Source organism: Finegoldia magna (assembly GCF_018371055.1).
In the GTDB taxonomy this organism is placed as follows: domain Bacteria; phylum Bacillota; class Clostridia; order Tissierellales; family Peptoniphilaceae; genus Finegoldia; species Finegoldia magna_I.
Genome location: NZ_JAGYZD010000080.1, coordinates 1 through 6,804 on the forward strand (window position 1 = coordinate 1; position 6,804 = coordinate 6,804).

Here is a 6,804-nt window from a genome sequence, read left to right on the forward strand (position 1 = left end):
GAGTTGACCGCGATATAATGCAAAAAATTAGAGATATATGGCAAAGATCGTACGATTAAAAAAACTGGTTTGTACAAACCAGTTTTTTTATCCCTTGAATATTTCCAAGCCAAACATATCACACATATCGTTTAATCCTTGTAGGATTTCTTCACGGCTGTAGTTTGATTTTTGAAGTTTTTCATCGGAAAGACCTTTTAATTTGTCGTAAAATCTTGTAGCGATTGTAGCATACATTAGATTATTAGTTTCTAGCTTTTCGAACAAAATATTTTCTGCATCGTTTATTCTATCTTCTTCGATTAGATTTTCCAACAATCTTTCAAATTCAAATGAATCTTTTTGGTATTCTTCATTCTCGTTTAATTTTCTACTCGTTTCCATATCAGTAAATAATTTTTGCAAAAATTCACTGACTACGTTGATTTGTTTTAATAGCCAATCGTTTGATTCTATCATGTTATCACTCTTTCTAAATTTCTCTACTTATATTATACTAAATTTCTCAGTTTTGATATACTATTAATAGAATAAGATTATCGGAGAAAATTATGATAGTAAAATTAAAAAGAAATCCTAACGAAAAGGAAGTAAAAAAATTAATAGATTTTTTAAACGAACAAAACGTCAGAATTGACGAGACTGTTGGCGATAGATACACGATTATTTCGTTGATAGGAGATACTTCAAGTATTGATGAGAAGTTAATATCGCGTTTTGATATCGTGGACAAGGTTATTAGAATTGAAGAACCTTTCAGCAAGGCGAACAAAAAATACCATCCACAACCTAAAATTGTAGATGTTGATGGTGTAAAAATAGGTGACGGAAATTTCTGCGTGATGGCAGGTCCTTGCTCTGTTGAAAGTGAAGAACAAATTATTACGATTGCTAAAAGTGTGAAGAAGAATGGAGCAAATATCCTTAGAGGTGGAGCTTTTAAGCCTAGGTCATCACCTTATGCATTTCAAGGATTGGGAAAAAAGGGAATCGATTTGTTAATCCAAGCAAAAAAAGAAACTGGACTTCCAATTATTACTGAAATAATGGATTTGTCAGATTTGGATTATTTCAACGATGTCGATATGTTGCAAGTTGGAGCGAGAAATATGCAAAATTATTCCTTGCTTAAAGAGTTGGGACATTCAGACAAACCAATATTATTAAAAAGAGGTTTGAGTGCGACTTACAAGGAATGGATAATGAGTGCGGAGTACATTATGACTGGTGGAAACGAGAATGTAGTATTGTGTGAAAGGGGAATTCGAACTTTCGAAAATTACACTAGAAATACTTTGGATATTTCCGCTATTTCTGTAATGAAGGAATTGTCACAACTTCCAATAATAATGGATCCATCACACGCAAGTGGAAAATACACTTTGATTGAACCGCTATCACTTGCTTCGACTGCTGCAGGTTGCGACGGACTTATGATTGAAGTGCACAACGATCCAGAAAATGCTCTAAGCGATGGGCCACAATCTGTCACTTGCGAAAGATTTAGAACTATAATGAGAAAAGTAAGGAAATTGAGACAATGTATTCAGTAATAAATGTCGAAAATTACGATCTGATAGTTGGGCTTGATGCGTTGAATCAATCGCGTGATTATTTGAAAAATTTCATAAAATCAAAGGCGATTATTATTACTGATGAAAATGTAGACAAATATCACCATAAAACATTGGATATTTTATTAGATGAGTTGGAGATTGAGCACGAATTTTACGTTATAAAACCTGGGGAATCTTCTAAAAGTTTATCAGAGTACGAAAAAATAATGACATACATGAGCATGTCTTATCACAGAAATGACACTGTCATTGCTTTTGGTGGAGGTGTCGTTGGAGATTTGGCTGGGTTTGTCGCTGCGACTTTTATGCGCGGAATAGATTTTATTCAAATTCCTACGACTGTTTTGTCGATGGTAGATTCATCAGTGGGATCCAAAACTGGGATTGATTTACCAACTGGGAAAAATTTGATAGGAGCGTTCAAAGATCCAAAGCTTTGCATTATTGATCCACTCTTATTGAAAACTTTAGACGATTACGTGTTTGAAGATGGTTTCGGTGAAATTATCAAATACGCGATTTGTTTTGATGAAGAATTATTCGACAAGATAAGTTCCAAAAGATACACCAAACAAAGCAATTTATCGGAAATTGTGGAGATTTGTGTGAGCATCAAAAAAAACATAGTGCTCCAAGATAAATTGGAACAAAATTTGAGAAAATTATTAAATTACGGGCATACATTGGGACACGCTGTCGAAAAATTGTCCGATTATAACGTTATGCACGGACACGCCGTAGCTTATGGAATGAAGTGCATGGCGAAAAAATACAGCAAAGATTATGACAGAATATTGGAAGTTCTGAAAATGTATAATTTGGATGGAAATTACGATTATTCTGTGGAAGATGTGTATGAAGTTAGCCTTCGCGATAAGAAAAACACAAAAGATATGATTAGTTTGATAGTTTCCGAAGAAATTGGAGAATGTACGGTTTTGAGTATGAACAAATCGGATTACAAAAAGGTTTTGAGTGATATTTATGAAAATTAAAACGGACAAATTACAAGGAACGGTGGACGCTATATCTTCCAAATCATTTGCACATAGATTTTTGATTTTGGCAAGTGTCGCAGATACTGATACAACTATTATCATCAATGAATTCTCAAACGATATAATGACAACTATTGATTGCTTGAGAAATTTGGGAGTAGAAATCGAAATAAATGGAAATGAAGTTACAGTTCATCCTTCGTTTTTCCAAAAAGATGTGTCTGATATTAATGTAAATGATTCGGGTTCAACGTTGAGATTTCTGTTACCATTGGTGAGTTTCTTATCTCAAAAGACAAACATCAAATGTAGTGGGAGGCTACAAGATAGACCGATAAAAGAATTGATAGATCAATTGAAATTATCGGGGCTCACTTTCAGTGAAGATAAACTTCCTTTTACAGTTGATGGAACTTTTCACAAAATTGATTTCGAATTTCCAGGCAATGTATCCAGCCAATACATCTCTGCAATTATGATGATTGCACCACTTATCGGTGGCTGTGAAATCAAATTGACATCACAACTTGAATCTACGGGATATATTAAAATCACACAAGAATGTTTGAAATTATTTGGAGTGGAGTCTGAGATTTTGCCTGATAAAGTCATAGTAAAACCTGGTGCATTAAAATCACCAGGGGAAATTATCGTAGAGGGAGATTGGTCGAACGCAGCGTTTTTCTTGTGTGCAAATGAGTTGGGTGCAGATATAAACGTTAAGAACTTAAACATGGACTCAGTTCAAGCAGACAGAAAAATAGTCGAATTATTAGAAAAAATCGATAACAACGAAGATTACTGCGAAATCGATATATCACAAACGCCAGATTTATATGTAATTTTGGCAGTGGTTTTGTCTCAAAAATGCTACAAATCGGTGCTAAAAAACGCTAAAAGATTGAGGTTAAAAGAATCGGATAGAATTCAATCAACTTACGATATGCTACAATCATTCGGTGTAAACTGCAAAATAGACGGAGATGATTTAATAATTTATAAATCAGAAATGAAACCTGCTGTTATAAATTCTTGTGATGATCACAGAATTGTAATGGCTGCAGCAATAGCATCTATAATTACGAAAGAAGTTGAAATCAAAGATTGGCAAGCCGTGAAGAAATCTTATCCATCATTTTTTAGTGAAATAGAAAGGCTGGATAGCGATGTCATCTATAGGTAAATTAGTTAAGTTAACCGTGTGGGGAGAATCGCACGGCACAATGATTGGTGGCGTGATTGATGGAATTGATCCAGGAATCAAAATTGACCACGAAAGATTGAGAGCACACATGAAAAGAAGATCTCCCGGCAAATCCAACACGACACTAAGAAAAGAATCAGATGAAGTTGAGTTCGTATCGGGGATTATGAACGACATAACAACAGGTGCTCCATTAACTTATATTATAAAAAACTCAGACCATCACTCAAAAGATTATTCAAATATTTACAACACTCCAAGACCATCGCATGCAGACTATCCTGCAACTGTTAGATACAATGATTTCAACGATATCAATGGTAGTGGACATTTTTCTGGAAGATTAACAGCAGTCATTAACGTGGCGGGATTTATCGCCCAAGAAATATTGAAACAACAAGACATCTATGTGTTCAGCCACTTGTATTCACTGGGAGATATTGTAGATGAAAGATTTGATGATTTAAACTTTACAGACTACAGTTATTTGAGAGAAAGAAAAATCGAAGTAATAAACGATGAAATTATAGATAAAATAGACGATAAAATAGAAGAGTTGAGAGATAGAAAAGATTCCATTGGCTCAAGTGTCGAAACTGTTGTGTATAATTTGAGAGCAGGAGTTGGAGATACGCTTTTTGATTCGATTGAATCTAGGTTGTCACAAAGTTATTTTGGAATTGGTGCAGTAAAATCGGTTGAGTTTGGTTTGGGCAAATCATTCGACAACTCAAATGCATCTGTTGTGAATGACTGCTATTATATAGAGAACGAACAAATCAAAACCAAAACAAATTACAACGGTGGAATATTGGGAGGAATTTCGACGGGAATGCCGATAATTTCCTTGGTTACATTCAAACCACCTGCATCGATTGGAATAACACAAGATACGGTTGATTTGAGAAGTAGAACGAACACTACGTTGACTGTTGAAGGAAGACACGACCCAAGCATTGGAATCAGAGCCGTAAGCGTGATGGAGTCAATCACAGCTTTTGTGATTTACGATTTGTTAAAGGAGTACGGATGGAAAAATTTAGAAAAGAAATAGATAAAATTGATTCGGAAATTGCAAAGTTATTAGAAAAAAGATTTGAGATTTGTTCTGAAATTGGCGATTTTAAATCAAAAAATAATATTGAAACAGAAGACAAATCAAGAGAAAAGGAAATTATTGAAAAAATAGAACGAACAGATTTAAAATACCGTGACAATATAAAAGAAGTTGAATCCAAAATTTTATTAGAATCGAAAAAAATTCAGGATAATTTGAAATGAAATACGGATTATTGGGAAAATCTTTAAAACACAGTTATTCAAAAGAAATTCACGAACTATTGGGATACTACAAGTACGAATATTTTGAAGAAGATGATTTGGATAAATTTCTCGCAAGAAAAGACATCAATGGAATCAATGTAACTATTCCGTACAAGGAAGACGTCATAAAATATTTGGACGAAATGAGCGAAGATGCGAAGAAAATCGGATGCGCAAACACGATTAAATTCGCGGACACGATTAAAGGATACAACACCGATATCGACGGAATGGAGTACATGATTTCTAGAATTATCGATTTGAAAGGAAAAGAAGTCGTGATTTTGGGAGATGGAGCGACTAGCAAAACAGCAGTAGAATGTGCGAAAAGACTTCAAGCAAGGACTATTAAAGTTATTTCACGAAAAGGTGAGCATAAGTTTGAAGATGTAGATTATTACAAAAACTGCGACGTTTTAATTAACGCAACTCCAGTGGGAATGTATCCGAATAATCTAAAATCTGTTATAAGAATCGGAAAAATCAAACCAAAAGCTGTGTTCGATGTGATTTATAATCCAAACAAAACTTCTTTGTTAATGGATTGCGATAGACTTAGAATTCCAAACGACAATGGTTTGCGAATGCTGGTGTACCAAGCTGTCAAAGCGTGTGAGATTTTCACTTCGAAGAAAATAGACGATGATGTTGTAGAAGAAATCGTGCAGAAAATTAGAACGAAAAATATGAATATTGCACTAGTTGGAATGCCAGGGAGTGGGAAAAGTACGGTCGCAAAAATCATCGCAAAAAATACCGACAAGAAACTTGTGGATATCGACAAAATCATCACACAAAGATATGGAAGTATTAACGATATATTTGCAGTACAAGGCGAAAAATATTTCAGAAAAATAGAGTCTGAAGTCTTGGAGGAATTTTCCAAAGAAAAGAACTTGGTTATCGCAACTGGTGGAGGGGCTGTAACTGTGAAAAAGAATTTTTATTATCTTCACCAAAATTCAGTTGTGTATTGGATTGACAGACCGAATAGTAAATTATCCAGAAAAAACAGACCAATTTATAAAACAAATACAATGCGTGAGATTAGACAGAACAGAAATTATTTGTATCGAAGATTCAGCGATAAATATTTCAACAATTACAACGCAAAAACAACTGCCAAATTAATCGTGGAGGATTTCAATGAAACTATTTATTATTAATGGACCCAATTTAAATATGCTTGGCATAAGAGAGCCTGAAATTTATGGTAAGCTGACATTACAAGCCATTGAATCCAAGATGAAATTATACTGCGCAAAAAATCAAATTGACGTAGAGTTTTATCAATCAAATCACGAGGGAGAAATCGTGGATATTATTCAAAGTGCTTACAAAAAAGCAGATGGAATAATCATCAATCCTGCAGCATACACGCATACTTCTGTTGCTATTTTGGATGCATTGAAAGCTGTAAATGTAGACACCGTTGAGGTGCATCTATCAGATGTAGATGAAAGAGAGGATTTCAGAAAACTTTCTTATGTATCACTTTTTGCAAAAAAAGTTATCAAAGGAAAAGGAGCAGATGGATATATCGAGGCTATCGATTTTTTCTTAAATAGAATATAATATAGGTATGAAAAATCAAGGAGGAGCAATGGACGAATTACAAAAACGTGGTTTATTTAATGAACACGGAGATATTGAATTATCAAAGAGAAAAATAATTAATGGCAATACTACTAATTTGAACGAT

Annotated in this window: 8 protein-coding genes; 7 read left to right on the forward strand and 1 reads right to left on the reverse strand. The window is 34.1% G+C overall.

The window, feature by feature from the left end; all coding sequences use genetic code 11:
- Nucleotides 1-87: 87 nt before the first annotated feature.
- Nucleotides 88-459 carry a DUF6483 family protein gene (locus KHW44_RS04730; RefSeq protein ID WP_304066589.1) on the reverse strand — a complete coding sequence of 124 codons (372 nt, stop codon included), beginning with the start codon at nt 457-459 and terminating at the stop codon, nt 88-90.
- A 92-nt stretch (nt 460-551) separates the two neighbouring features.
- On the opposite strand from KHW44_RS04730, the gene aroF reads away from it, so the two are divergent.
- From aroF to aroQ, 7 genes are read left to right on the forward strand one after another with little or no spacing between them, the layout of a single operon-like run.
- Nucleotides 552-1,553 (forward strand): 3-deoxy-7-phosphoheptulonate synthase, encoded by a 1,002-nt coding sequence (gene aroF / locus KHW44_RS04735; RefSeq protein ID WP_304066592.1) that lies wholly within the window; start codon nt 552-554, stop codon nt 1,551-1,553.
- Nucleotides 1,541-2,572, forward strand: a complete 1,032-nt coding sequence (gene aroB, locus KHW44_RS04740) for a 3-dehydroquinate synthase (protein WP_304066595.1) — start codon at nt 1,541-1,543, stop codon at nt 2,570-2,572. The genes aroF and aroB overlap by 13 nt, the downstream gene beginning before the upstream one ends.
- The gene (locus KHW44_RS04745) at nt 2,562-3,758 is read left to right on the forward strand and encodes a 3-phosphoshikimate 1-carboxyvinyltransferase (RefSeq protein WP_274983553.1); all 1,197 of its coding nucleotides are present in this window, start codon (nt 2,562-2,564) and stop codon (nt 3,756-3,758) included. The genes aroB and KHW44_RS04745 overlap by 11 nt, the downstream gene beginning before the upstream one ends.
- Nucleotides 3,742-4,833: a chorismate synthase gene (aroC, locus tag KHW44_RS04750; RefSeq protein ID WP_304066602.1), complete on the forward strand. Its 1,092-nt coding sequence runs from the start codon at nt 3,742-3,744 to the stop codon at nt 4,831-4,833. Before KHW44_RS04745 ends, aroC begins: the two co-directional genes overlap by 17 nt.
- The gene (locus tag KHW44_RS04755) at nt 4,809-5,060 is read left to right on the forward strand and encodes a chorismate mutase (protein ID WP_274983551.1); all 252 of its coding nucleotides are present in this window, start codon (nt 4,809-4,811) and stop codon (nt 5,058-5,060) included. The genes aroC and KHW44_RS04755 overlap by 25 nt, the downstream gene beginning before the upstream one ends.
- On the forward strand, nt 5,057-6,268 hold the full coding sequence (locus KHW44_RS04760) for a shikimate kinase (protein ID WP_304066608.1): 1,212 nt from the start codon (nt 5,057-5,059) through the stop codon (nt 6,266-6,268). The genes KHW44_RS04755 and KHW44_RS04760 overlap by 4 nt, the downstream gene beginning before the upstream one ends.
- A complete protein-coding gene (gene aroQ / locus KHW44_RS04765; protein WP_274983549.1) occupies nt 6,249-6,677 on the forward strand; it encodes a type II 3-dehydroquinate dehydratase in 429 nt (142 codons plus the stop codon). The genes KHW44_RS04760 and aroQ overlap by 20 nt, the downstream gene beginning before the upstream one ends.
- Nucleotides 6,678-6,804 lie beyond the last annotated feature (127 nt).